Below are 24,035 nucleotides of genomic sequence, written 5' to 3'. Positions count from 1 at the left end.
AGTCCCCAGGAGATGGGCCCCTGCCTGCGCAGGGGCACGGATAGGTTAGTGATATGAACCTCGAACGACAAAGCTTTGACATCGACGAACCGCAGGCGGGTCCGAGCTGGGCGCCGAAGAACTGGCCCCAGATCGATAGCGACGACCTGACCGCCGCGCTCGACCCGCAGCAGATGCAGGTCGCGGTGAAGGCGGCCGCGGCGAAGGCCGGTGCGCCGTTGTCGAACGCCGAGGTCGAGCGCGCTGCGGACGACTCGATCCGCGCCATGATGCTGATTCGCACCTATCGGGTGCGCGGCCATCTTGCCGCCAACCTCGACCCGCTCGGGCTCAGCCAGCGCGAACTGCCCGCCGACCTCACGCCCGAATATCATGGCTTTGCCGGCGCCGACCAAGACCGGCCGGTGTGGCTCGGCGGCACGCTCGGTCTCGAACGTGCGACGGTGCGCGAAGTCGTGGCGATCCTGCGCGCCAATTACTGCGGCAATGTCGGCCTCGAATATATGCACATCTCCGACATCGAGGAACGCGCGTTCCTCCAGGAGCGGATGGAGGGTGCCGACAAGATCATCGAATTTTCGGTCGAGGGCAAACGCGCCATCCTGAACAAGGTGATCGAGGCCGAGGAGTGGGAGAAATTCCTCGCGCGCAAATATGTCGGGACGAAGCGCTTCGGCCTCGACGGCGGCGAATCGATGATCCCCGCGATGGAAGCCATCATCAAATATGGCGGCCAGTATGGCGTGAAGGAAATCGTCTATGGCATGGCGCACCGCGGGCGCCTCAACATGCTCGCGAACGTGCTCGCCAAGCCGTACAAGGTGATCTTCCACGAATTCGCCGGCGGATCGGCGAACCCCGACGATGTCGGCGGGTCGGGCGACGTCAAATATCACCTCGGCACCTCGACCGACCGCGAGTTCGGCGGCGCGTCGGTGCATATGTCGCTGGTTCCCAATCCATCGCACCTTGAAGCGGCCGATCCGGTCGTGCTCGGCAAGGTTCGTGCGCAACAGGTTGTGCGCGACGACCTTGAAAAGCATGAGCAGGTGCTGCCGGTGCTGATCCACGGCGATGCGGCGTTCGCGGGGCAGGGGATCGTTTGGGAATGCCTCGGCTTCTCGGGTATTCGCGGTTACAATACCGGCGGCTGCATCCATTTCATCGTCAACAACCAGATCGGTTTCACGACCAGCCCGCAGTTCGCGCGCTCGTCGCCCTATCCGTCGGACGTCGCGAAAGGCGTGATGGCGCCGATCCTGCACGTCAACGGCGACGATCCCGAAGCGGTGACCTTTGCCTGCAAGCTCGCGATCGACTTCCGCCAGCAGTTCAAGCGCGACGTCGTGATCGACATGTGGTGCTATCGCCGCTTCGGTCACAATGAAGGCGACGAGCCCTCGTTCACCCAGCCTTTGATGTACGCCGTCATTCGCCAGCATCCGCCGGTGTCGCAGCTCTGCGCCGCGAAGCTCGAAGCCGAAGGCGTGATCGATGCCGGCTGGGCCGATGCTCACCGCGCCGAGTTTGTCGCGCGGCTCGAAGGCGATTTCGAAGCGGCAAAAAGCTACAAGCCCAACAAGGCCGACTGGTTTGCGGGTCGCTGGTCGGGGCTGCATGCTCCCGCCGATCCCGAAAATGCGCGCCGCAACATCTCGACCGGGGTTTCGGACAAATTGTTCGATTCGATCGGTCGTACGCTGACGACCATCCCGGACGACGTCGAGGTTCACAAGACGCTGCGCCGTGTGATCGATGCGCGCGGTGCGATGTTCGCCGACAAGAGCGACGGCGAAGTGTTCGACTGGGCAACCGCCGAGAGCCTCGCCTTCGGTACCTTGCTCAGCGAAGGCTATCAGGTCCGCCTGTCGGGTCAGGATTCGGGCCGCGGTACCTTCAGCCAGCGTCACGCCGTCTGGGTCGACCAGAAGACCGAAGCCAAATATGTGCCGCTGACCACCGTCCCGCACGGCCGGTTCGAGGTGCTCGACAGCCCGCTCAGCGAATATGGCGTGCTCGGTTTTGAATATGGCTATGCGATGGCCGATCCGAAGAGCCTCGTGCTGTGGGAAGCGCAGTTCGGCGATTTCGCCAATGGCGCGCAGATCATGATCGACCAGTTCATCGCGTCGGGCGAGGCCAAGTGGCTGCGCGCCAATGGCCTCGTGCTGTTGCTGCCGCACGGTTATGAAGGACAGGGGCCTGAACATAGTTCAGCGCGTCTCGAACGCTTCCTGCAATTGTGCGCGGGCGACAATATCCAGGTCTGCAATATTTCGACCCCGTCGAACTATTTCCACGTCCTGCGCCGCCAGATGCTGCGTCCGTTCCGCAAGCCGCTGATCATCATGACGCCGAAGTCGCTGCTCCGTCACAAGCTGGCGGTATCGCAGCGGTCGGACTTCATCGGCGAGGCGCATTTCCGCCGTATCATGTCCGACCGGACCGCGCCTGCGGACACGGACGTCAAGCGCGTCGTGCTCTGCTCGGGCAAAGTCGGTTATGATCTGATGGAAGCGCGTGATGCTGCGGAACTGAGCGACACGACGATCATCCGCATCGAGCAGATCTATCCGTTCCCGGGTGAGCCGCTCAGCGTTCGGCTGAAGCGGATGCTGAACCTCGAAGAGGTCGTCTGGGCGCAGGAAGAACCGCGCAATAACGGTAGCTGGTTCTTCGTCAACGAACTGATCGAGGATGCGCTGACTGAAGCGGGCAAGAAGGGCATGCGGCCGCGCTACGCCGGCCGCGCCGCCGCGGCATCGCCCGCGACGGGTCTGATGAGCCGCCACCAGACCGAACAGTCGGCGCTCGTCGCCGATGCGCTCGGCCTCAGCGTCCGCGCCGAAATCCGTCGTACCAAGAACAAAGCCTGAGCCCAGAGCCTAAGCCCCCAAGGAACTGCATCTATGAGCACCGAAGTCAAAGTCCCCGCGCTGGGCGAAAGCGTTACCGAAGCAACAATCGGCGAATGGCTGAAGCAGCCCGGCGAGGCCGTCGCGGTCGACGAGCCGATCGCGAGCCTCGAGACCGACAAGGTCGCGGTCGAGGTTCCCTCGCCCGTTGCCGGGGTGATGGGCCAGCAGGTGGTCGCCGTCGGCGATACCGTCAACGTCGGCGCGGTGATCGCGACGATCGAAGCAGGTGACGGCAAGGCGGCTGCTCCGGCGGCTTCACCAGCCGCGAAGGCCGAAGCGGCGGCGCCGGCACCGGCCGCCACCGCAGCGCCGGCAGAGGATGGCGTCGACACCGTCACCACCATGTCGCCCGCGGTCCGCCGCCTCGTCCTCGAGCATGGCGTCGACCCGACGAAGATCAAGGGCAGCGGCAAGGACGGCCGGCTGACCAAGGAAGACGTGCTGGCCGCCGCGAACACCGCGCCCGCGCCTGCTCCGGCCGCCACCGCAGCGCCTGCCGCGCCCGCACCCGTCGTCAGCAGCGCTCCGGGCCGCAAGGAAGAGCGTGTCAAGATGACGCGTATGCGCCAGACGATCGCAAAGCGGCTGAAGTCGGCGCAGGACACCGCGGCGATGCTGACGACGTTCAACGACGTCGACATGTCGGCGGTGATGGAAACGCGCGAAAAATATCGCGAGACGTTCGAGAAGAAGCATGGTGTTCGCCTCGGTTTCATGAGCTTCTTCACCAAGGCGGTCGCACTCGCCGCGCATGACATTCCGGCGGTCAATGCGCGGATCGACGGCGACGAGATCGTCTATCACGATTATCTCGACGTCTCGGTCGCAGTCAGCGCCCCCAACGGCCTCGTCGTGCCGGTCGTCCGCAACGCCGAGAGCCTGTCGTTCGCCGACATCGAGAAGGCGATCGCCGACCTCGGCAAGCGTGCCAAGGAAGGCACGCTGACGATGGACGACATGACCGGTGGCACCTTCACCATTTCGAACGGCGGCGTGTTCGGCGGCCTGATGTCGACCCCGATCATCAACCCGCCGCAGTCGGCGGTGCTCGGCCTTCATCGCATCGAGGATCGCCCGGTCGTGCGGGGCGGTGAGATCGTCATCCGTCCGATGATGTATATCGCGATGAGCTATGATCACCGCCTGGTCGATGGCCGCGAAGCGGTGACCTTCCTGAAGACGATCAAGGAAGCGATCGAGGATCCGACGCGGCTGCTGATCGATCTTTGATTTCGATTTCCTTTGCAAAGGAGCCGCAACCGATGACGCGCTTTTCCGCAAGACCGGTCCTGCTGTTCGTGCTGTCCGCGACAGTGGCCGGTTTGGCAAGTTGCGGCGAGGGCGACAACTCGATGCAAAAGGGGTTCGAGGACGGGTTCAAGACCCAGTTCGTCGAAAAGTTCGGCAAGTCGTGCCGCTCTGCCGCCGCAGGCGGCGGGGCACCGGCAGACAAGATTGCGGAAGTCTGCAAATGTGCGGCGGACGCATTGGTCAAGAAATATAGCGCATCGGAATTGATGAGTCTGTCGCCCGAAACGGCGACGCCAGTTATGAAGGAATGCGCTGCAAAATCCGGGCTGCCGGTTTGAGCGGACACGCCTCGCGGCGGCAGGCAGTAATTGAGGTAGAATGAACATGGCTGATTACGACTACGACGTCCTTGTCATCGGTGCCGGTCCCGGCGGTTATGTCGCGGCGATCCGCGCGGCGCAGCTGGGCCTCAAGACCGCGTGCGCCGAAGGGCGCGAGACGCTGGGCGGCACTTGCCTCAACGTCGGCTGCATCCCCTCGAAGGCGATGCTACACGCCTCCGAATATTTCGAAGCCGCCGCGGGCGGCGCGATGGCGGCGATGGGCATCAAGGTGAAGCCCGAACTCGATCTCGGGACGATGCACGGCCAGCGCAAGGATGCGGTCAAGGGTCTGACCGGCGGCATCGAATTTCTGTTCAAGAAGAACAAGATCGACTGGCTGAAAGGCTATGCGCAGTTCACGTCGAAGGATAGCGTGGAGGTCGCGGGCAAGACCTATCGCGCGAAGAATATCATCATCGCCACCGGTTCGTCGGTGACCCCGCTTCCCGGCGTCGAAGTCGACAACGACAAGCAGATCATCGTCGATTCAACCGGTGCGCTCGAACTCGCCAAGGTTCCCGGCCATATGGTCGTGATCGGCGGCGGCGTGATCGGGCTCGAACTCGGCAGCGTCTGGCGGCGCCTTGGCGCCAAGGTCACCTGCGTCGAATATCTCGACCAGATCCTGCCCGGCATGGACGGCGACGTCCGCAAGGAAGCGAACAAGATCTTCAAGAAACAGGGGATCGAATTCAAGCTCAAGACGAAGGTCACCAAGGCCGTCGTCAAGGGCAAGAAGGCCGTACTGACGCTCGAACCCGCCGCCGGCGGCGAAGCCGAGACGCTGGAGGCTGACGTCGTTCTGGTGTCGATCGGGCGCAAGCCTAACACCGACGGTCTCGCGCTTGATAAGGCGGGACTGGCTGTCAACCAGCGCGGCCAGATCGAAACCGATCATGATTTCAGCACGCAGGTCCCCGGCATCTGGGCGATCGGCGACGTGATTCCCGGCCCGATGCTCGCGCACAAGGCCGAGGACGAAGGCATCGCCTGCGCCGAAAATATCGCGGGCCAGACCGGCATCGTGAATCACGACGTCATCCCGTCGGTCGTCTACACTTGGCCCGAAATCGCCGGCGTCGGCCTGACTGAAGAGCAGGCGAAGGAAAAGGGCGAGGTCAAGGTCGGCAAATTCCCGATGATGGCGAACAGCCGCGCCAAGACCAACCACGAACCCGACGGTTTCGTGAAGGTGATCGCCGACGCGAAGACCGACCGCGTGCTCGGCGTGTGGTGCATCGCGAGCGTCGCCGGAACGATGATCGCGCAGGCCGCGCAGGCGATGGAATTCGGTGCAACCTCCGAAGACATCGCATACACTTGCCACGCGCATCCGACACACAGCGAGGCGATCAAGGAAGCCGCGATGGCGGTGACGGGCAAGCCGATCCACGTCTGACGAACAAAATGGGGGAGAGAGATATGGCGAAGCATTGGCTCCTGGGAGCAGCTTCGCTTGCTCTCCCGCTCGCCGCGACAACCGCCGAGGCGGCACCCGATCTTACAGCAGCCAATGCGCAGCTGACGGCGATCCTCGACAAAAATTATCCCGCACTCGAAGCGCTTTACAAGGACCTGCACCTGCATCCCGAACTCGGGATGCAGGAAGTTCGCACCGCAGGCATCCTGGCGCAGCATCTCCGCAAGGCGGGCTTCACGGTAACCGAGAAGGTGGGCGGGACCGGGGTCGTCGGCCTGCTGAAGAATGGCGAGGGTCCCACGATCCTTGTCCGCGCCGATATGGACGCGCTGCCGATGGAGGAAAAGACCGGGCTCGCCTGGTCGAGCAAGGCGCGCGCGACCTATGAGGGGCGCGACGTGCCCGTCATGCACGCATGCGGCCACGATACGCACGTCGCCTACCTCGTCGGTGTGGCACAGGCTCTGTCGGCGATGCGCGACCGCTGGTCGGGGACTATCATGCTGATCGGCCAGCCGGCCGAAGAACCGCTGACCGGCGCGCGCGCGATGCTCGACGATGGGCTGTTCAAACGCTTCCCGAAACCCGATTTCGGTTTCGCGGCGCACGTATCGAACCTTCCGTCCGGAGTTGTCGCGATCAAGGCGGGCGCTTCGTCGTCGGCGTCGGACAGCTATTCGATCACCTTTCACGGCCGCGGAGGACATGGCTCGATGCCTGCGGCGACGATCGATCCGATTCCGATCGCCGCGCGTTTCATTACCGACACGCAGACAGTGATCAGCCGCGAAAAGGATCCGGCGGTTTTCGGCGTGCTGACGATCGGGGCGATCAATGCGGGCAGCGCGCCCAACATCATTCCCGACAGCGCCGAGATTAAGGTCAATCTGCGCTCGCAGTCGCCCGACGTGCGCAAGCTGCTGCAGGATGGCACCGCGCGCGTCGCCAGGGCAGCCGCGGCGATGGGCAATGCACCCGAACCGACGATCCGCTATCTCAGCGGCACGGGCGTAATGGTGAATGACGAGACGATGGCGAATGCCGCGGTCGCGGCACTGACGCCGGTGTTCGGCAAGGGGCTGGTCTTCGCTTCCGCGAGCACGGCGCCGATGTCGGGTAGCGAGGATTATTCCGAATTCGTCGATGCCGGCGTGCCGTCGCTTTTCTTCGGGATCGGTGGCTACGACCCGGCGGTGCTTGCCGGGCTGAAGACGAAAGGCGAACCCGCGCCGACCAACCATTCGCCCTTCTTCGCGCCCAGCGCCGAACCCGCCATCCGCAATGCCGTGACCGCGATCATGCTGTCGATCATCGGCGGCGTGCGGCCAACGCCGGAATAGCCGGCGCATGCTGGGGCTCGACAATGCGTTGCTGATCCGCCTGCTCGATCTGATCGGCATCGGCGTGTTCGCCCTGTCGGGCGCGCTGATGGCGGTACGGCTGCGCCAGACGCTGGTGACCGCGAGCTTCTTCGCGCTGGTCACCGGGGTCGGCGGTGGCAGCGTGCGCGACCTCCTCATCGGCGCGCCGGTCTTCTGGGTCCAGGATGGCGCGATCGCCGCGGTGTGTATCGCGATCGCGCTGATCGTATGGGTGACGCCCGAACGCTGGTGGCCGGGGCAGTTGCTCGAATGGGCCGATGCGGTCGGGCTCGCCGCTTATGCCGTTTTCGGTGCCGCAAAGGCTTTGGCCTGGGGCGTGCCGCCCTTTCCGGCGTTGATGATGGGCGTGATCACCGGCTGCGTCGGCGGCACGATCCGCGATATCCTTGCCGGCGTTCCGTCGATCATCATGCGCCCCGAAGTCTATGTGACCGCGGCGGCGCTTGCGTCGGGGCTGTTTCTGTTCCTGCAATGGCTGGGCGCGGGAACGCCGGTCGCGGCGGTGACCGGGGCGGTCGCGGGTTTCATTTTGCGCGGCGCGGCGATCCACTGGTCGCTCGCGCTGCCGGCCTATCGCGGGCCCCAAGGCGGTTAGACTTGCCAAATCGCGAATCTGTGGCAGGTTGGCGTTATGAACATGGATGTCAGCACGATCGCCGGCCAGGTGCGCGGACAAGCCGCCGCCTTGCCCGGTCTCTTCGGTCGTTTCGATTTCGACAAGCCCCCCGAACGCTGGGCGCCCGAACCCGAAGCGGTGAGCGAACTCGGCGGCGTCCGCGGCATCGACCGCGCCGCCTATCTGGATGACGCCGACCTTCTTGCGCGCATTCGCGAATATACGATGCTCGGCGACCGGGCCGGCGATGCCTATGCCGCGCTGATGCCCAAGCTCGGTTTTCAGCGCAGCGTCGCGATGCTCGTCCGGGCGTGCGACACGGGTATCGAAACGGTGGAGGACGCGCCGCCCGAACTCGCCGCGCTGATCGCCGAGATGGAGCATAAGCCCGACTGGCTCGACAGGACGCTGGTCGAGGAAGGCGCGGCCTATGAGCGCAACGCGACCGCGAACCTGTCACCCTTCCTGATCCGCGGCGCCTTCATCGCGACCTTCCTCAACAAATATTCGGCCATGCCGATGGCGCTCACCGGGACGCTCGGCCACGCGACCGCGGCGCGGCGGGTCAAGGAAACCGCGACCTTTTTCGCCACCACGGCCTTGCCCGGCGCGCTCGATCGCTTTGGGCCGGGGTTCAAGGCGGCGGCGATGGTGCGACTGATGCATTCGATGGTGCGGGTCAACATACTGTCGCGCCCCGGCATGTGGGACATCGACACCTATGGCGTGCCGATCCCGCAGCTCGACCAGATGCCCGCGGGACTGATCCCCGTTTACTTCCTGTCGCAGGGGGTGCTTGCCAAGGGGCGCACCCGCTTCACCCGGCTCGAACGCGCGCGGGTCGAGCTGGCGCGTTACCGCTGCTATCTCCTTGGCTTGCCGGAGGATCTGCTCGCCGACACGCCGCAGGAGATCGTCCGCATCTGGCGGACGCGCAGCGCGACGCTGCGCTACGCTTATGACGATCAGGTTTGCGGTAACCTGCTCCGCGCGACGATGGATGCCGAACTGTCGAACGATGTTTCGCCCAAGGCGCGCATCAAGCGCCGCCTCGAACGATCGACCAGCCGCGTTTTCTTCGTCAAGGCCTTCCTTGCCGGCAACGAGGAAAGCGCCGCAGGGGTGGGCGTGCCGGTCACGCGCCGCGACCGGCTGATCTACGGCGCGACGATGCTCGGCATCGCCGGCCGCATGACCGCCTATCGCCTTGCCTCGCGCCTGCCGATCATCCGCCATCTGGCCGACCGGCGGCTTGTGCACCGGATCGAGCGCCAGCTTGCCGGCTATGGCCGCGCCGAATTCACCTCGGACGCCGCCCATTATCGCCCGGCGAGCGCCAGCTGAGGCCTGACAGGGAGTTTTCATGACGACAGAGCAGACGAGCGCCAACGGCGTCAGCATCGCCTATGAGGACAAGGGGCCGCGCGACGCGCCGGTGATCCTGCTGGTGATGGGGCTGGGCGGGCAGTTGACCCTGTGGCCCGACGAGTTTGTCGACGCGCTGAACGCGCATGGTTTCCGCACCATCCGCTACGACAATCGCGACGTCGGCCTGTCGACGCGGTTCGAGACGGCGGGGGTTCCGAACCTCAAATGGATGTTCGTGAAGGCGGCGATCGGCCTGCCGGTCCGACCCGCCTATACGCTTGCCGACATGGCGGCTGATGGCACGGCGTTGCTCGACCATCTGGGGATCAAGCGCGCGCATGTCGTCGGCGCCTCGATGGGCGGGATGATATCGCAGCATATCGCCGCGCGCTACCCAGACCGCGTGCTGTCACTGACCTCGATCATGTCGACCACCGGCAACCGCCGCCTGCCGCGTGCGAACAGGGAGGCGATGCAGGTGCTCGCGAACCGGCCGATGAGCGGCGACAAGGAGGATATGATCGCCTATTCGGTGCGCGCCGCGCGGGTGATCGGCAGCCCGGGCTATCCCGCGACCGAGGAGCGATTGCAGCGCCGGGTACGGAGCGATTTCGAACGCGGCTGGTATCCGCAGGGTGTCGCGCGGCAGATGGCGGCGATCGTCGCCGACGGCGACCGGCGCGCGATGCTGAAGGATATCAAGGCGCCGACCCTGGTGATCCATGGCGAGGCCGATCCGCTGGTACCGATCGCCGGAGGACGCGACACGGCGGCGAATATCGCCGGCGCGCGGCTGCTGACGATCCCGGGGATGGGGCATGATTTGCCGCTGGCGCTGGTCGATACGCTGGCCGATGCGATTGCGGAGCACGCCAGAAGCGTGACCGTAGCGGCATAAATTCCCCAGCCCGCCGGGGTGAGGTTATTTCAGCAGCAAAGCCAGCGTCCCCAGCCATCCCTTCGCCTCGGCGGCTTTCCCTGCCAGCGGCACTGCGGGCAGATAGGCGCGGCAATCGAGGCATGATGCCTGAATCGACCCCGCCTGGGTCAGCAGCGACAGGTCCTGCAATATCCGGCGCTCGGCAAGCTGGCGGTTCATCGCGGCGATGCCGAACCAGCCGCGCGGCGCGGCGGCGGCGGGTTGCTCGGCGCTCGACCAGCTTGCGAGCATTTTCGAGAATTCGCTCGGCTCGTCCTCGAAATATTTGGCGTAATAGCCGCCGTCGATCTTCGCGAGCTTCGCCGCGGCGGCGAGCGCGTCGGGCAAGCCGCCGAACTGGTCGACCAGCCCGATCTGGCGCGCGGTGCCGCCTGCCCAGACGCGCCCCTCGGCAATCGCCTGGATTTTTTCGAGCGGCTGCTTGCGGCTCTTGGCGACGAGGCCGGTGAAGCGGGCATAGACGTCCTCGACGCTCGCCTGCGCCATCGCGTTGAAATCCTCGCTGACGCCGCCGAGAATGTCCGGCTGGCCCGACAGGGGTGTCGTCTGGATCCCGTCGGTGGTGACCCCGACCTTGGCGAGCGTCTGTTCGAAGCTCGGCAGGATGCCGAAGACGCCGATCGAGCCGGTGATCGTTTCGGGCTCGGCGAAGATGCGGTCGGCGGGGGTCGCGACCCAATAGCCGCCCGATGCCGCGACATTGGCCATCGACACGACGACCGGCAGCTTCTTGGCCTTGGCGGCGAGCGTCGCCTGACGGATTTGTTCGGACGCAAGCACCGAACCGCCCGGCGAATCGACGCGCAGGACGATCGCTTTCACGCTGCTGTCGGCGGCGGCGTCGAGGATATGCTGGGCGATGGTTTCGCCGCCGGCGCTGCCGTTCGATGCTTCGCCGTCGACGATTTCGCCGACGATGGGAACGACCGCGATCCGGCTGCCGCTTTCCTGCGGCGGATTGGCGGCGACCCAGTTTTCGAGCGGGATCGCATTATAAGTCCACGGCTGGCTGTCGTCCTGCGCGCCGCTGATTTCGGCGACGCGGCTGTCGAACGCCATGCGGCCGCCGATCTTGTCGATCAACCCGGCGTCGAGCGACGCCTTGCTGAGGTCGTTGCCCGCGGCGCGGATCGCGCCCGCGGTGTCGGCGATATAGGGATCGATCTTCGCTTTCGGCCGCGCCTTCTTGACGTCGCTCAGCCAGTTTTCCCACAGCGCGCCGGCGTAAGCGAGGTCGGCTTCCTTCGCTTCGGGCGACTGGTCGGCGCGCAGATAGGGTTCGACCGCGCTCTTGAAGGTGCCGACGCGATAGATGTGCGCGGTGACGCCGAGCCGGTCCATCAGTCCCTTGTAATAAAGGCGCGATCCGCCGGGCCCGGCGATGGCGACGCCGCCGATGCCGTCGGCCCAGATTTCGCTGGCATGCGCCGCGACCTGATAGCTGTCGGTGGTGTAGGCGGTCGCAAAGGCGAGCACGGGCTTTTTCTTCGCGCGCACCTTGTCGATCGCGCCGCCGATTTCGGCGAGCGACACCTGCCCGCCGCCGAGGAAGCGGTCGAGGTCGAGGACGACCGAGGTCACGCGTTTGTCGTCGGCGGCGGTTTCGAGTGCGTGGACGACGTCGCGGACGCGGATTTCCTTGAGGTTGTTGCCGCCCGACAAGGCCGCGAGCGGATCGATTTCGGACGGCTGTTCGGTGACGATGCCGTCGAGGTCGATCTGCAGCGCGCCTTGGGCGACCGGCAGGCCGGCGTTGGGACGCCCCGCGAGCAGGCCGAAGAGCAGGGCAAAGAAGATGAGCAGGAAGACGAGCGCCAGCCCGTCCTTCAAGGCGACGAGCAGGTGCCAGACCTTGCGCGGAAAGCTGGTCGTGCCCCTGGGCTTGTCATCGCCCGGCAGCGGCCGGCGCACGGGGATGGCCCATGGGCCGGCGGAATTGCTGGTGTCGGGAGAGGTGTCGGTCATGCGGGCAAATCTAGGGACGCCGCCCGCCCTTGGCAATGCACGCTTCGACGGGCGGGCCATCGTGTGCCACGGGCGTCAGAGCCAGTTTTCGCGGCGATACCAGCGCACTGTCTCCGCCAGCGCGTCGCCGGTATCGATTTCGGGGCGCCAGAGGTCCGCGGGCGGACACGCGCCTTCGGCAACCACCCAGTCGGGATGCGCGATATAGCGCGCGCGATCGGGGGTCAGCTTGGCGCGGCTGCGGCGGACGAACGTGTCGATCCGCCCGCCGGCCTTCAGCAGCAGCGCCGGGGTCGCGAGCGTCGAGACATGGTGCCGCCCGACCGCGCGGCCGATCGCCCGGGCGAAGCTGCGGTGCGACCAGCCCTTCGCGCGCCCGTCGTCGGGCTCGTAAATCGCGCCGATGCTGGCATCGCGATCACCCGCGAGCGCGACGAGCAGGCGCGCGAGTTCGTCGACATGGATGACCGACAGCCGGCCGTTCGGTACCAGCGCGATGCCGCGCCGGGCCATCCGGAACATATCGAGCATCTCGGTATCGCCGGGGCCGAAGACTGCGGGCGGGCGAACGATCGTCCAGTCGAGCCCGCTGGCCTGCACGATCGTTTCGGCGCGCGCCTTCGACCAGCTATAGTTCGACAGATCCTTCTCGCGCGCCGCGAGCGAGGAAACATGGATGAAGCGCGTCACGCCCGCGCCGCGCGCTGCATCGACCATATGCGCGGTCGCGGTCGCATTGCCCGCTTCGAATGCCGCGCGGGTCGGCACGTTCACCACCCCCGCGATATGCATCACGACGTCGCTGCCGCCGGCCAGTTCGGCGAGGCTGTCGGGCTGGTCGAGCGCGCCCGCTATCCAGGTTATACCCTCCTGTTCCGGCTGCGAGCGGCGGGTGAGGGCGCGGACGTGCCAGCCCGCTGCCACCGCCTGTCGCAGCGTCGCACCGCCGACGAAACCGGTCGCGCCGGTCATCGCGAGCGTCGCCCTGGTCACAACAGCACCATATGGTCGCGGTGAACCATCGCGGTGCGGGGGGCATAGCCGAGTGCGGCCTCCTGCGCATCGCGCCCGAGCCCGAGGATCGCGGCGGCATCGGCGGCGGGATATTCCGAAAGGCCGCGTGCGATGACGCGCCCGTCGGGTCCCGCAATGTCGAGGATGTCGCCGCGCGCGAAAGCGCCCGACGCCGCGGTGACCCCCGCCGCGAGTAGGCTGGCGCCGCCATGGAGCGCCTTCACCGCGCCCGCGTCGATGGCAAGCCGTCCCTTGGCGGTGAGCCCGCCTGCGAGCCATGCCTTGCGCGCGCTCGCGCCGCGTTCGGCGGCGAACAGCGTGTGTCGCGCCTCGGTCGACAAGGGCCGGTCGATCCGCCCCGATGCGATGGCGAGGTGCGCGCCCGCGGCATTGGCGATGCGGGCCGCCGCGATCTTCGACACCATGCCGCCCGATCCCATGCCCGACGCCGATCCGGTGTCGGCCATCGCCTCGATCGCGGCGTCGATGCGGTCGATGCGCGCGATATGCACCGCGCCCGCTTGCGCGGGGTTGCGGTCGTAGAGGCCGTCGATGTCGGACAGCAGGATGACCCCGCCCGCGCCCGCCGCCTGCGCGACGCGCGCGGCGAGGCGGTCGTTGTCGCCGAAACGGATTTCCTCGGTCGCGACGCTGTCATTTTCGTTGATGATCGGCACCACGCCCAGATTGAGGAGGCGGTCGAGGGTCGCCGATGCATTGAGATAGCGGCGGCGATGTTCGAGATCGTCCAGCGTGACGAGCATCTGCGCCGCGGTGAGACCTTCGGCGCCGAGCACTTCGGCCCAGACCTGGCTCAAGGCGATCTGCCCGGTGGCTGCCGCCGCCTGTGCATCCTCGAGGCTCGCGCGGCCGCCCTTTGCCAGCCCGAGCCGCCGCGCGCCGAGCGCGATGGCACCCGACGAGACGACGGCGACCTGCTGGCCGTCGCGGGCGCGCGCCGCGATGTCGGCGGCGATGCCCGCCAGCCAGTCGCGCCGCACCGCGCCGTCGGGATCGACGAGCAGCGCCGATCCGATCTTGACGATCAGGCGGGAACAGGCGGCGGGCGGAAACAGGCTCATGGCGCCGCCGATAGCGCGATGGCCGCGCGCCGCCAATGCGAATGTCGCGGCGAGGGGCCGTCGCGCAATTTTATTCCGAAGGTCACAAAGGTCACACTACATACCCCTCTTCCTGTGGTGCTCGTTCCGCGATCGGCCGGTGGCTGCGGTCGATCGGGACGGGCACGGAATGTTCATGGGGGCGACGCTATGCCCGCGCGATAATGTAGGACAGGGATTTTTTCGGTGTCGGCTTTGGGGTGGAGAGCTGCCACAGGCACCACCCACTCTCGTCATCCCGGGCTTGACCCGGGATCCCGCTTTTTGACCGCATAATCCGTCTTTGACTTCGAGCGGGACCCCGGATCAAGTCCGGGGTGACGATAAGGGTAATGGCGGCAATCGGCCGAAAGCTGCCATCGCAGGCAGCAATTCCCGGCCGCTATCGCTCGCCGCCGAACGTGTAGCTGAGCGCGATTCCCGCCGAGGGTTGGCTGCGCGAGCCGCTGTGACGGACGACGGGCGAATCGGCCGCGTCGCCGATCAGCCGGTCGTAGCGGCCATAGACCCCGATCCCCCAGCGCTTGCCGAGTTGGCGGAGATAACCCGCGGTTACACCGACCGACTGGACGCCGCCGCCGGGGTCGAAGGCGGCCAGTCCCGACGCGGTCGATGCCGTGGGGGTAACGCCGAAATAGGCGCGTTGATATTTCGCATCGCCGAGCGTCACGCGTGGTCCGATAGAGAATAGCCAGTCATCGCCGTCGCGTGCAATATAATCGGCGCTGACTTCGCCGACCCATCCCTTGTGCCCGCTCAGCCCCTTGCGCCCTTCGACGCGGATGCGGAATTCGGGGGTGAGTGAAACCTGCGCAAAGCCGCCAGCCTCGATCGACAGGCCGACCTTGGGCAAATTGGCCTCGACATCGGCGGCGGTGCGCTTGCCGATGAAGCCGAACGCCGGGCCGAAGGCAAAATCGCCCGCATGGACAAGCGGCGAGCCGAAGCTTTCATCGGGCGCCTCAAATTCGAATGGCGTTCCTTCGGGCGAGCGCGACAGGTCGACATAGGGGCCGATCGTCATATCCTTCGCCCCGGGCCAGGCCGGCGAGAGTTGCGGACCGAGGATGAGGCGTGTGCGCTTTGTCCCGCCTTCGCCTTCCTGCGCGCTGGCGGTCGCTGTCAGGGCGACGCAAAGAGAGGCTGAAAGCAGGGTGCTGACGGAAAAACGATATCCGGGCATCGCGAACTCCTTGTTGTTCCTCGATGAAATCCCCATTCGCGGTTTTCGTTCCTAAAGCGGCGACCATGCGCCCGGTTCGCCGGGTGCGTCGTCCTCGTCGGCGCCCGGTTCGGGCAGCCCGACCGCTTCCAGCAATTTGTCGAGCACGACGTCGATGCCCGCGCCGCTGGCCCCCGACATCGCCATCACCGGATGGCCGCTTTCCGCAGCCAGTTCGGCGGACAGCGCGTCGATGAGCTCTTCGTCGAGCGTGTCGACCTTGTTCAAGGCGACGATCACCGGCTTGTCGACGAGGTCGGCGCCATAGGCCTCAAGCTCGTCGCGGACGATGCGGTAACTCGTCGCGACATCGGTATCGTTGGCATCGACGAGGTGGAGCAGCACGCGGCAGCGCTCGATATGGCCGAGGAAGCGATCGCCGACCCCGGCGCCTTCCGCCGCACCCTCGATCAATCCGGGGATGTCGGCGACGACGAACTCATGCCCCTTGTGGCTGACGACGCCGAGCTGCGGGCGAAGCGTCGTGAAGGCATAGGCACCGACCTTGGCCTGCGCATTGGACACCGCGTTGATGAAGGTCGACTTGCCCGCATTGGGCAGGCCGACGAGCCCCGCGTCGGCGAGCAGCTTCAATCGCAGCCATACCCACATTTCTTCGCCCGGCCAGCCCGGACCGTGCTGGCGCGGGGCGCGATTGGTGCTCGTCTTGTAGCTCGCATTGCCGCGCCCGCCGTCGCCGCCGCGCAGGAAGACAAGGCGTTCGCCTTCCTTGGTCAGGTCGGCGAGCAGGCTGCGATCCTCGTCGTCGTCGAGGATCTGGGTGCCGATCGGGACCTGGATGACAAGGTCGGGGCCGCCCGCGCCGGTGCGGTCGCGGCCCGCGCCGGGCGTGCCGCGCTTCGCCTTGAAATGCTGGGTATAACGAAAGTCGATCAGCGTGTTGAGCCCGGCGACGGCTTCGAAGATCAGGTCGCCGCCCTTGCCGCCATTGCCGCCGTCGGGGCCCCCATATTCGACATATTTCTCGCGCCGGAACGACACGGCACCGGGGCCGCCGTCGCCGGACTTGATGAAGATCTTGGCTTGGTCGAGGAAATGCATGGCCGCCCTTTAGGGCGATGGGGGCGATTTGGCCAGCTATCGTCTGCCTTGGGGTGGGAGCGGACGTTTCCACGCAGACTAATAACCGTCGCCCCCGCGAAGGCGGGGGCCGCTGGCAACCTTGCGCCAGGCCGACGGCGGCCCCCGCCTTCGCGGGGGCGACGATTATGAGTTAATGTCCATAACGGCCCTTTTCGACCTCTCACTTCGTCATCCCGGGCTTGACCCGGGATCCCGCTTTTTTGAAGGTGGCGCAGGTTTCGACGTCCAGCGGGACCCCGGATCAAGTCCGGGGTGACGACGAAGGGAACGGCAGCTTCCAGCCGAGACCCGCCGTTCACCCGGTGTCTTCAGCTCGCCGGCTTGCCGCCCTGTTCCGCCCAGAAGGCCGCGATCCGTCCGGTGATCAGCTCGCAAGCCAGCGCGCGCGCCGTGTCGCGTGGCAGCGCGAGCGCTTCGGCCATCGGGCCGCCGAGTTGCGCATCGCCCATCGCCATCAGGACGAGCGCCAGCGTATCCTCGTGCATCAGGCGCTTTTCGTGCGCGTCGGGCGCCATGCCGTCGATCAGCCGGTGGATCGCGTCGATCACCGGGTCGAGCGCGCCTTCATTGCCCGTCGCCGACATCCAGGTCGCCAGCGCACCCGCGCCGCCGCTGTCGAAAGCATCGAAGGCGAGATCGACGATCTCGCGCATATTGCGTTCGCCGGGCGGCGATTCGGCCATTTTTTGCCCGATCGTCTCGCACACCGTATCGGCAAGATAGGCCGCGAGCGCCTTTTGCAACCCCGCGGCGCTGCCGAAATGATGCAGCAGATTGGCGTGGGTGCGATCGATCCGCGAGGCCACGGCTTTCAGCGTTACCGCCTGCGGCCCCATTTCGATCAGGATCAATCGCGCCGCTTCGAGCGCGGCGGACCGGCTTTCCTCGGGACTCAGACGCTTTTTCACTATTGACATAGATGTAAGTAAACCCTATTGCCGACCCCGATATCCCTTTTCGACGGTATGATCCATATGTCCAGCCTTTCCCGCTCGCCAACCCCCGCCGATCTGGCGATCACCCCGCGCGACCGCCGCTTCGGCCGTAACGGCCAACAGGGGCGCTGGTGGCTGAACGGCGACCCGATCGGGTCGGCTTTCCACACCGCCTTGTCGGTGACCTTTCCCAAGGGCGAGGCGATGTTCATCGAGGCGGTGAAGGCGCATCGCGACGGGGTGGGCGAGAAGCTGGCGCGCGAAATCCGCGCCTTTACCCAGCAGGAAGTAATCCACAGCCGCGAGCACGTCGTCTTCAACCGCAAGGCGGCCGAGGCGGGGTACGACCTGTCCGAGCTCGAAGCCGACGTCGACCACATCATGGAATTGATCCGGAGCCGCCCGCCGATCGTCAACCTGATGGCGACGATCGCGCTCGAACATTATACCGCGATGATGGCGGCGATCATGCTTAAGGACCCGGCGATGTACGAGGGCGCCGAAGAGGAATGGGGAGCGCTGTGGAAATGGCACGCGATCGAGGAGATCGAGCATAAGGGTGTCGCTTACGACACCTGGCTCCACGCGACGAAGGACTGGAGCCGATGGCGGCGGTGGAAGGCCAAGTCGCTGATGATGCTGATCATCACGACGCGTTTCTGGCCGAAGCGGGTGCGCGGCATGAAGGCATTGTTGAAGCAAGACGGGCTGACCGGGTGGCGCGTCTCGGCGCGTATCTCGTGGTATCTGCTCGGCAAGCCCGGCATCCTCCGCCGCAGCTTCCTGCCCTGGCTCGCCTATTTCATGCCGGGCTTCCATCCGTGGAATCACGACGACCGCGCGCTGATCAAGAAATATGAAAGCGACTACGCCGATGCGGTGATGCCCGCGCAGGCATCGTCGCCCGAACTGGCGGCCGCCGCGGCCTGATCAGCCGCCGGAGCGGGCGCCGGCGCCTTCGGCGCGGTGCGACAGGCGGGCTTTTACCCCGAGCGGCCTACCTCCGCCTCCGGGGTGGACGCGTGCGGGGCTGTCCCATATTCCCGTAGAGAGGAAGGGAGAGCGATGCAGCCGCATATGTCCGCATCCGAAATCGCGTTGTTCGAACGCCAGCTGGCCGGCAAAGCCTCCCTGCTCGAATTCGGCTGCGGCGGCAGCACGGTGACCGCGGCGCGTCAGGTGCCGCGCATCGTCAGCGTCGACAGCGATCCGGCCTGGCTGGCGAAGGTCGCGGGCGATCCCGCGCTGGCGGAATGCGACTTCACGCCCTTTCATGCCGATATCGGCCCGGTCGGCGAATGGGGCTATCCGGTGGATGAACGCCGCATGCGCGACTGGCCGCGCTATCATGCCGCGGTTTGGCGCGGGATGCGCGGCAGTCCCGATGTCGTGCTCGTCGACGGGCGCTTTCGTGTTGCCTGCATATTGCAGAGCCTGATCCACTGCGCCCCCGCCTGTCCGCTGCTGGTCCACGATTTTCGCGACCGGCTGCAGTATCATGTCGTGCTGGAGCATAGCGATATCGTCGCGTCCGCCGACACGCTCGTCGTCCTGCGCGCCAAGCCGGCGATCGACGGCAAGGCGGTGCTCCATGACCTGTTCGATCATTTCCTGATCGCCGCGTGATCGCCGCCCGATCCCCGATTGACCTGCTTCGCCGGCTTGGGCATCCCGGCACGATGATCACCGCGCCTCCCGTCATCGAGACCGAACGCCTGCGCCTTCGGCCGCATCTTTTTTCCGACAAGGACGTCCATATCGCGATGTGGGCCGACGAACGCGTCACCCGCTTCATCGGCGGCGAACCGCGTGCGCCCGACGTCAGCTGGGGCAAATTCCTTGGCTCGGCCGGGCTGTGGCCGGTGATGGGCTTCGGCTATTGGGTGTTCGCCGACCGGGCGACCGACCGGCTGATCGGGCAGGGCGGGCTCAGTTACTTCTGCCGTGGCATAGCCGAGCTCGAGGGCGTGCCCGAAGCGGGGTGGGCGTTCGACGCCGATCATTGGGGCGCGGGCTATGCCACCGAGGCGATGACCGCGATCTTTGGCTGGGCCGACGCCCATCTCGATGCGCCGGAAATCCGCTGCATCATCGACCCCGGCAATGCGGCGTCAGAAAAGGTCGCCGCGAAACTGGGGTTCGGGCGCATCGGCGAGAGCGATGCGCTGGGACATGTGGTGGCGATTTATGCGCGGCCGAGGGGTGGGTAAAGCGCCATTTTATATCTTGTCATCCCGGCCTTCGCCGGGGTGACGAAAAAAATGCGCTCAAACCGCCTCGACCACCAGCACGCTGCCGTCGGCGCTGACAACGCGGACTTTTGCGCCCTCGGCGACGTCGGGCCCGCGTACCGGCCATTCGCCGTCGCCGACCTTGGCGCGACCGCGGCCATCCTCGATCGCCTTGGTCACGGTCAGCACTTCGCCGACCAGCCGCCCGCCGCGCTGGTTGAGATGCGGGTCGGTGGTGGTGATCGGGTTCGCCTTCAGCCAGCGGCGCCCGCCATAGAGCGCGACGATCGCCAGCACGGCGAAGATGCCGAGCTGGAGCGGGATGCCGAGCGGCAGGACCCACGCGAGAACGCCGGTGACGATCGCCGCGGCGCCGATCCAAATGAGGAAGAAGCCGGGAGCGACGATCTCGGCCGCGACGAGCAGGACGCCGACCGACAGCCACACCCAGTGCGGGTCCATATTGGCGATGAAGCCCGGCATGTCAGCCTCCCTTGCGCTCGAGCGCATCCTTGGCGAGTTCGCCGATGCCGCCGAGCGTACCGATCAACTGCGTTGCCTCGACCGGGAACAGGATCGTCTTGGCATTGGGGCTGGTCGCGAACTGGCTCACCGCCTCGACATATTTTTGTGCGATGAAATAGTTGATCGCCTGTGCGTTGCCGCCCGCGATCGCATCGGACACCATCTGCGTCGCCTTGGCTTCGGCCTCGGCTTCGCGTTCGCGCGCTTCGGCGTCGCGAAAGGCGGCCTCGCGGCGGCCCTCGGCCTGCAGGATCTGGCCCTGCTTCTCGCCCTCGGCGCGCAGGATTTCGGATGCGCGGGCACCCTCGGCTTCGAGGATATTGGCGCGCTTCTCGCGCTCGGCCTTCATCTGCCGCGCCATCGCGTTCGAAATGTCGGCGGGCGGGCGGATGTCCTTGATTTCGACGCGGGTGATCTTGACCCCCCACGGCGTCGTCGCATCGTCGACGACATGCAGCAGGCGGGTATTGATCTCGTCGCGCTTGGACAAGGTTTCGTCGAGGTCCATCGATCCCATCACGGTGCGCAGGTTCGTCGTCGTCAGGTTCATGATCGCCAGATAAAGGTCGCTGACTTCATAAGCGGCCTTGGCGGCGTCGAGCACCTGAAAGAAGACGACGCCGTCGACCGCGACCATCGCATTGTCCTTGGTGATGATTTCCTGGCCCGGAATGTCGAGCACCTGTTCCATCATGTTCACCTTGCGGCCGACGCGGTCGAAGATCGGCATGATGAAGTTGAGGCCAGGCTGCGCGGTGTGCGTGTAGCGGCCGAAACGTTCGATCGTATAGGCAAATCCCTGCCGTACGGGCGTCAGCGCCCAGACGAGGAACACCAGCGCCAGAACCACCAGTGCGAGTGCGAATTCCATCGATTGTCCCCTCAGCAAATATCACGTCGCGATGACCTTCCTTATTGCGACAATGGTACGGCTGCGCCACAGAAAAGCGCATGACCGCCATCGAACATCCTCCCCGCTCGCTCCTCTATGTCCCCGGCTCCAATGGCCGCGCGCTCGAAAAGGCGCCGGGGCTTGCTGCCGACATGTTGATCATCGACCTGGAGGATGCGGTGCCCGCCGATCGCAAGGACGAAGCGCGCGCTGCCATGCGCGCGGCGGTGACCGCCGGCTTTCCGGGCAAGCGCGTCGCGGTGCGGGTGAATGCCACCGGCAGCGCCGGGCAGACGGCCGATATCGCGGCGCTCGCCGGGCTGAGTCTCGATGCCATCGTGCTGCCAAAGGTTGATAAACCCGCCGACCTCGGCCCGCTGCGCGGTCTCGGCACGCCGCTGCTCGCGATGGTCGAGACCCCGGCCGCCATTTACGCCGCGCGCGATATTGCCGCCGACCCGGCGACGTTCGGACTGATCGCGGGGCTCAACGATCTGGCGCATGAGCTCAAACTGCCTGACGGAATGGACCGCGGCGCGATGAGCCATGCGATTCAGGCGATCATACTCGCGGCGCGCGCCGGCGGCGTCTGGTGTTTCGACGGCGTCTATAACGCGATCGACGATGCGGCGGGGTTCGCCGCCGAAGCGGCCGAAGGCCGACGGCTTGGTTTCGACGGCAAGACGCTGATCCACCCGTCGCAGGTCGATCCGTGCAACATCGCTTTCGCCCCGTCGGCGCGTGAAATCGCCGCCGCCGAGGCGTTGGTCGCCGCCGCGACGGGCGGGGCGCAGCGCCACGAAGGGCGGATGATCGAGGACATGCACGTCGCTGCGGCGCGTGTGCTGCTGGAACGGGCGGGAGGACGATCTTCTTAGCTTGTCATCCCGGCCTTCGCCGGGATGACGGATTGGGAAACGGGACGGTCCACCGTTCGTCGTTCGACGAACACGCCTTGCCTGCCATTGGCGGACATGCGATGCGCCCGGCCATGCAGAAAATGACGCTTCGCGCCGGACTCGCGGCGATCGCCCTGGCCGCCTTTGTCGCTCCGGTTTCGGTGCTTGCCGCCGATGCCCCCGTCACCGAGGCCGAACTGGCCGGGCATATCGAGACGCTTGCGAGCGATGCCTTCGAGGGGCGGGCGCCGGGCACCGCCGGCGAGGACCGCACGATCGCCTATATCGTCGGCGAATGGGCGAAGGCCGGGCTCGAAGCCGTGCCGGACAGCGTCACGCCCTGGCTGCAGCCGGTGCCGCTGGTCGAAGTCCAGCCGGTCAGCGGGACCGCCAAGTTCAAGGCCGGCGGCCGCGACATCGCGCTGGGCGACGGCGGCGTCATCCTGACCGGGCGCGATACGTCGGTGTCGCTGGCCGACGTGCCCGCGATTTTCGTCGGCTATGGCGTCGATGGTGCCGGCAAGGTGAATGCCGACGTCAAGGGCAAGCTTGCGATCATGCTGTTCGACAATGCGCCGTTTGGCGACAAATTGCCGCGCTACCGCGAACGGCGGCAGATGCTGGCCGATGCCGGCGCCGCTGCCGTGCTGGTGATCGCGACCGACGCGGTGCCATGGGCGCAGCTGCGCGAGGCGCTGGGCGACAAGGCGACACGCCTCGCCGATGCGAAGGCAGGGCCGCAGATCAGCGGTTTCCTGTCGGCCGAGGCCGCCGATGCGCTGCTGGCAAAGGCGGGGCAGAGTGCCGCCGCCGCGCGCGAGGCGGCGAAATCCAAGGACTATCGCGGGGCGGTGCTGCCCGTCACCGCCGACTTTGCCGCGACCTCGATTATCCGCGCCTACGACAGCCATAATGTCATCGCGAAGCTTCCGGGGGCGAAGCCCGATGGCAAGGCGGTGCTGTTCCTCGGCCATTGGGACCATCTGGGCATCTGCCGCCCTGACGATGCGGCCGACCGCATCTGCAACGGCGCCGTCGACAATGCGAGCGGGATCGCGGTGCTGATCGCGGCCGCAAAGCGCCTTGCCGCCGGTACGCGGCCCGATCGCGACATTTATTTCATGGCGACGACGGCGGAAGAAAAGGGGCTGCTCGGCGCCCATTATTTCGCCGATCACCCGGTCGTGCCGCTCGGCGACATCACCGTCGCGCTCAACATCGACACCATCGCGATTTCGCCGCGCGGCACGCCGGTCGCGACGATCGGGCGTGGCCAGCCCACCTATGACGCGGTGGTCCGCGACGTGGCGACGAAGCTGGGGCGCAAGCTCGACGAGGATGGCGAAGCCGACGCCTTCATCCAGCGGCAGGACGGCTGGGCGCTCGGTGCCAAGGGCGTGACGTCGCTGATGGTCGGCGGCAGCTTTTCGGACATGCCGCTGCTCGAAGCTTTTCTGGGCAGCGATTATCACACCGCAAACGACAATTTCTCCGACAAGATCCCGCTCGGCGGGGCGGCGGAGGATGCCGATCTGCACGTCGCGCTGGGCCGGGCCTTTGCCGATACGCAGCGCTGGCCGGGTAAATAATTTCCATATCGTCATTGCGAGCGAAGCGAAGCAATCTCCGGCGGCTTGGTCGCGTGGACAAATTTGTGACTTGTCGAAACGGCGGCTTTGGGGTGGATTTGAGACATTCCCCTCCCTTTTAGGGAGGGGTTAGGGGTGGGTAGCGAGCGTAGCGAGCCAGAGGTAGAGCGCCGCCTTCGGCGGCGGGGCCCCCCCCCCCCCCCCCCAAAAGGAAGGGGGGGTGAAAAGCAGCGGAGCGCCCCGCCCGACATAATAACCCC

At 66.1% G+C, this 24,035-nt stretch carries 21 protein-coding genes; 13 read left to right on the top strand and 8 right to left on the bottom strand.

What is annotated here, in order from left to right:
• The first annotated feature begins 53 nt into the window (after window positions 1–53).
• Genes FHR22_RS19530 through FHR22_RS19495 form a run of 8 tightly spaced genes read left to right on the top strand, consistent with a single transcriptional unit; the run spans window position 54 to window position 10,236 of the window.
• Window positions 54–2,876, top strand: coding sequence for a 2-oxoglutarate dehydrogenase E1 component (locus FHR22_RS19530; RefSeq protein WP_166945395.1), 2,823 nt, complete (start codon window positions 54–56; stop codon window positions 2,874–2,876).
• Window positions 2,877–2,909: 33 nt separating this feature from the next.
• A complete protein-coding gene (odhB, locus tag FHR22_RS19525; RefSeq protein WP_166945393.1) occupies window positions 2,910–4,148 on the top strand; it encodes a 2-oxoglutarate dehydrogenase complex dihydrolipoyllysine-residue succinyltransferase in 1,239 nt (412 codons plus the stop codon).
• 32 nt (window positions 4,149–4,180) lie between these two features.
• The gene (locus FHR22_RS19520; protein ID WP_166945391.1) at window positions 4,181–4,507 is read left to right on the top strand and encodes a hypothetical protein; all 327 of its coding nucleotides are present in this window, start codon (window positions 4,181–4,183) and stop codon (window positions 4,505–4,507) included.
• Between the two features lie 46 nt (window positions 4,508–4,553).
• Complete coding sequence (gene lpdA, locus FHR22_RS19515) at window positions 4,554–5,951, top strand: dihydrolipoyl dehydrogenase (RefSeq protein WP_166945389.1); 1,398 nt, start codon at window positions 4,554–4,556, stop codon at window positions 5,949–5,951.
• 23 nt (window positions 5,952–5,974) lie between these two features.
• Window positions 5,975–7,312 carry an amidohydrolase gene (locus tag FHR22_RS19510; protein ID WP_166945386.1) on the top strand — a complete coding sequence of 446 codons (1,338 nt, stop codon included), beginning with the start codon at window positions 5,975–5,977 and terminating at the stop codon, window positions 7,310–7,312.
• 7 nt (window positions 7,313–7,319) lie between these two features.
• On the top strand, window positions 7,320–7,949 hold the full coding sequence (locus tag FHR22_RS19505) for a trimeric intracellular cation channel family protein (RefSeq protein WP_166945384.1): 630 nt from the start codon (window positions 7,320–7,322) through the stop codon (window positions 7,947–7,949).
• Between the two features lie 36 nt (window positions 7,950–7,985).
• Complete coding sequence (locus FHR22_RS19500; RefSeq protein ID WP_166945382.1) at window positions 7,986–9,314, top strand: oxygenase MpaB family protein; 1,329 nt, start codon at window positions 7,986–7,988, stop codon at window positions 9,312–9,314.
• A 19-nt stretch (window positions 9,315–9,333) separates the two neighbouring features.
• Entirely contained in the window at window positions 9,334–10,236 is a 903-nt protein-coding gene (locus FHR22_RS19495; protein WP_166945380.1) for an alpha/beta fold hydrolase, read from the top strand.
• A 24-nt stretch (window positions 10,237–10,260) separates the two neighbouring features.
• Here FHR22_RS19495 and sppA read toward each other — a convergent pair whose 3' ends face one another.
• The 6 genes from sppA to FHR22_RS19465 form a co-directional block, all read right to left on the bottom strand.
• Entirely contained in the window at window positions 10,261–12,243 is a 1,983-nt protein-coding gene (gene sppA / locus FHR22_RS19490; protein ID WP_166945378.1) for a signal peptide peptidase SppA, read from the bottom strand.
• Between the two features lie 75 nt (window positions 12,244–12,318).
• Window positions 12,319–13,215, bottom strand: a complete 897-nt coding sequence (locus FHR22_RS19485) for an NAD-dependent epimerase/dehydratase family protein (protein ID WP_166945760.1) — start codon at window positions 13,213–13,215, stop codon at window positions 12,319–12,321.
• Between the two features lie 17 nt (window positions 13,216–13,232).
• The gene (gene proB, locus FHR22_RS19480; RefSeq protein WP_166945376.1) at window positions 13,233–14,339 is read right to left on the bottom strand and encodes a glutamate 5-kinase; all 1,107 of its coding nucleotides are present in this window, start codon (window positions 14,337–14,339) and stop codon (window positions 13,233–13,235) included.
• A 421-nt stretch (window positions 14,340–14,760) separates the two neighbouring features.
• A complete protein-coding gene (locus FHR22_RS19475; protein WP_166945374.1) occupies window positions 14,761–15,561 on the bottom strand; it encodes a MipA/OmpV family protein in 801 nt (266 codons plus the stop codon).
• Between the two features lie 51 nt (window positions 15,562–15,612).
• Complete coding sequence (obgE, locus tag FHR22_RS19470; RefSeq protein ID WP_166945372.1) at window positions 15,613–16,662, bottom strand: GTPase ObgE; 1,050 nt, start codon at window positions 16,660–16,662, stop codon at window positions 15,613–15,615.
• 350 nt (window positions 16,663–17,012) lie between these two features.
• Window positions 17,013–17,621 (bottom strand): TetR/AcrR family transcriptional regulator, encoded by a 609-nt coding sequence (locus FHR22_RS19465; RefSeq protein WP_166945370.1) that lies wholly within the window; start codon window positions 17,619–17,621, stop codon window positions 17,013–17,015.
• A gap of 57 nt (window positions 17,622–17,678) precedes the next feature.
• Between FHR22_RS19465 and FHR22_RS19460 the strand changes: the two genes are divergently transcribed.
• The 3 genes from FHR22_RS19460 to FHR22_RS19450 all read left to right on the top strand — a co-directional run bounded on the left by FHR22_RS19460 (window position 17,679) and on the right by FHR22_RS19450 (window position 19,849).
• Window positions 17,679–18,569 (top strand): metal-dependent hydrolase, encoded by an 891-nt coding sequence (locus FHR22_RS19460; RefSeq protein ID WP_166945368.1) that lies wholly within the window; start codon window positions 17,679–17,681, stop codon window positions 18,567–18,569.
• 147 nt (window positions 18,570–18,716) lie between these two features.
• Window positions 18,717–19,265: a hypothetical protein gene (locus FHR22_RS19455; RefSeq protein ID WP_243853892.1), complete on the top strand. Its 549-nt coding sequence runs from the start codon at window positions 18,717–18,719 to the stop codon at window positions 19,263–19,265.
• 53 nt (window positions 19,266–19,318) lie between these two features.
• Entirely contained in the window at window positions 19,319–19,849 is a 531-nt protein-coding gene (locus tag FHR22_RS19450; RefSeq protein WP_166945364.1) for a GNAT family N-acetyltransferase, read from the top strand.
• Between the two features lie 57 nt (window positions 19,850–19,906).
• Here FHR22_RS19450 and FHR22_RS19445 read toward each other — a convergent pair whose 3' ends face one another.
• Window positions 19,907–20,353, bottom strand: a complete 447-nt coding sequence (locus tag FHR22_RS19445) for an NfeD family protein (RefSeq protein WP_166945362.1) — start codon at window positions 20,351–20,353, stop codon at window positions 19,907–19,909.
• A gap of 1 nt (window position 20,354) precedes the next feature.
• Window positions 20,355–21,266 carry an SPFH domain-containing protein gene (locus FHR22_RS19440; protein ID WP_166945360.1) on the bottom strand — a complete coding sequence of 304 codons (912 nt, stop codon included), beginning with the start codon at window positions 21,264–21,266 and terminating at the stop codon, window positions 20,355–20,357.
• An 80-nt stretch (window positions 21,267–21,346) separates the two neighbouring features.
• Here FHR22_RS19440 and FHR22_RS19435 point away from each other — a divergent pair, with 80 nt between their 5' ends.
• Both FHR22_RS19435 and FHR22_RS19430 read left to right on the top strand, forming a co-directional pair.
• Entirely contained in the window at window positions 21,347–22,165 is an 819-nt protein-coding gene (locus tag FHR22_RS19435) for an HpcH/HpaI aldolase/citrate lyase family protein (protein ID WP_166945358.1), read from the top strand.
• Between the two features lie 113 nt (window positions 22,166–22,278).
• A complete protein-coding gene (locus FHR22_RS19430; protein WP_243853890.1) occupies window positions 22,279–23,775 on the top strand; it encodes a M28 family peptidase in 1,497 nt (498 codons plus the stop codon).
• Window positions 23,776–24,035: the final 260 nt, after the last annotated feature.

The organism is Sphingopyxis panaciterrae, from assembly GCF_011762125.1.
Lineage (GTDB): Bacteria > Pseudomonadota > Alphaproteobacteria > Sphingomonadales > Sphingomonadaceae > Sphingopyxis > Sphingopyxis panaciterrae.
Note: the sequence above shows the minus strand (reverse complement) of the source record. Positions and strands in the feature narration are given on the sequence as shown.

Bases quoted from the DNA above. Each gene is read 5' to 3' on its own strand.
- FHR22_RS19530 (WP_166945395.1), top strand. From the start codon at position 54: ATGAACCTCGAACGACAAAGCTTTGACATCGACGAACCGCAGGCGGGT.
- odhB (WP_166945393.1), top strand. From the start codon at position 2,910: ATGAGCACCGAAGTCAAAGTCCCCGCGCTGGGCGAAAGCGTTACCGAA.
- FHR22_RS19520 (WP_166945391.1), top strand. From the start codon at position 4,181: ATGACGCGCTTTTCCGCAAGACCGGTCCTGCTGTTCGTGCTGTCCGCG.
- lpdA (WP_166945389.1), top strand. From the start codon at position 4,554: ATGGCTGATTACGACTACGACGTCCTTGTCATCGGTGCCGGTCCCGGC.
- FHR22_RS19510 (WP_166945386.1), top strand. From the start codon at position 5,975: ATGGCGAAGCATTGGCTCCTGGGAGCAGCTTCGCTTGCTCTCCCGCTC.
- FHR22_RS19505 (WP_166945384.1), top strand. From the start codon at position 7,320: ATGCTGGGGCTCGACAATGCGTTGCTGATCCGCCTGCTCGATCTGATC.
- FHR22_RS19500 (WP_166945382.1), top strand. From the start codon at position 7,986: ATGAACATGGATGTCAGCACGATCGCCGGCCAGGTGCGCGGACAAGCC.
- FHR22_RS19495 (WP_166945380.1), top strand. From the start codon at position 9,334: ATGACGACAGAGCAGACGAGCGCCAACGGCGTCAGCATCGCCTATGAG.
- sppA (WP_166945378.1), bottom strand. From the start codon at position 12,243: ATGACCGACACCTCTCCCGACACCAGCAATTCCGCCGGCCCATGGGCC.
- FHR22_RS19485 (WP_166945760.1), bottom strand. From the start codon at position 13,215: ATGACCGGCGCGACCGGTTTCGTCGGCGGTGCGACGCTGCGACAGGCG.
- proB (WP_166945376.1), bottom strand. From the start codon at position 14,339: ATGAGCCTGTTTCCGCCCGCCGCCTGTTCCCGCCTGATCGTCAAGATC.
- FHR22_RS19475 (WP_166945374.1), bottom strand. From the start codon at position 15,561: ATGCCCGGATATCGTTTTTCCGTCAGCACCCTGCTTTCAGCCTCTCTT.
- obgE (WP_166945372.1), bottom strand. From the start codon at position 16,662: ATGCATTTCCTCGACCAAGCCAAGATCTTCATCAAGTCCGGCGACGGC.
- FHR22_RS19465 (WP_166945370.1), bottom strand. From the start codon at position 17,621: ATGTCAATAGTGAAAAAGCGTCTGAGTCCCGAGGAAAGCCGGTCCGCC.
- FHR22_RS19460 (WP_166945368.1), top strand. From the start codon at position 17,679: ATGTCCAGCCTTTCCCGCTCGCCAACCCCCGCCGATCTGGCGATCACC.
- FHR22_RS19455 (WP_243853892.1), top strand. From the start codon at position 18,717: ATGTCCGCATCCGAAATCGCGTTGTTCGAACGCCAGCTGGCCGGCAAA.
- FHR22_RS19450 (WP_166945364.1), top strand. From the start codon at position 19,319: ATGATCACCGCGCCTCCCGTCATCGAGACCGAACGCCTGCGCCTTCGG.
- FHR22_RS19445 (WP_166945362.1), bottom strand. From the start codon at position 20,353: ATGCCGGGCTTCATCGCCAATATGGACCCGCACTGGGTGTGGCTGTCG.
- FHR22_RS19440 (WP_166945360.1), bottom strand. From the start codon at position 21,266: ATGGAATTCGCACTCGCACTGGTGGTTCTGGCGCTGGTGTTCCTCGTC.
- FHR22_RS19435 (WP_166945358.1), top strand. From the start codon at position 21,347: ATGACCGCCATCGAACATCCTCCCCGCTCGCTCCTCTATGTCCCCGGC.
- FHR22_RS19430 (WP_243853890.1), top strand. From the start codon at position 22,279: ATGCAGAAAATGACGCTTCGCGCCGGACTCGCGGCGATCGCCCTGGCC.